Source organism: Escherichia sp. AM3 (assembly GCF_032029835.1).
Lineage (GTDB): Bacteria > Pseudomonadota > Gammaproteobacteria > Enterobacterales > Enterobacteriaceae > Escherichia > Escherichia coli.
On the sequence record NZ_JAVUPQ010001248.1, the window covers coordinates 1 to 242 of the forward strand.

Here is a 242-nt window from a genome sequence, read left to right on the forward strand (position 1 = left end):
CGTTATGACCCTGGCTGCAACGGATGAAAAAGAACCTGTCTGCATAATGACCATCATGGCCTCCACGTGGGGAAAAACACGTGAAATATGCACACGAAACCAGGCCATTCTGAAATCGGCCATTGAAGGCTGGGGCGTATGTGGCACCACGACAACATTTGGCGATCCCCGACGCGCCTGGGTGAATACCATTCTCGCGGCATCCGGAGGCTCCGGCCCGGTTCCCCTGTATCCCCCGTTGT

General features: G+C 56.2%; 1 protein-coding gene. It reads left to right on the top strand.

All coding sequences use genetic code 11. The annotated features are described in order from the left end of the window. Positions 1–242, top strand: a 242-nt coding sequence (locus RTW80_RS30510; RefSeq protein WP_312721988.1) for a hypothetical protein, incomplete at both ends; no start/stop codon positions are given.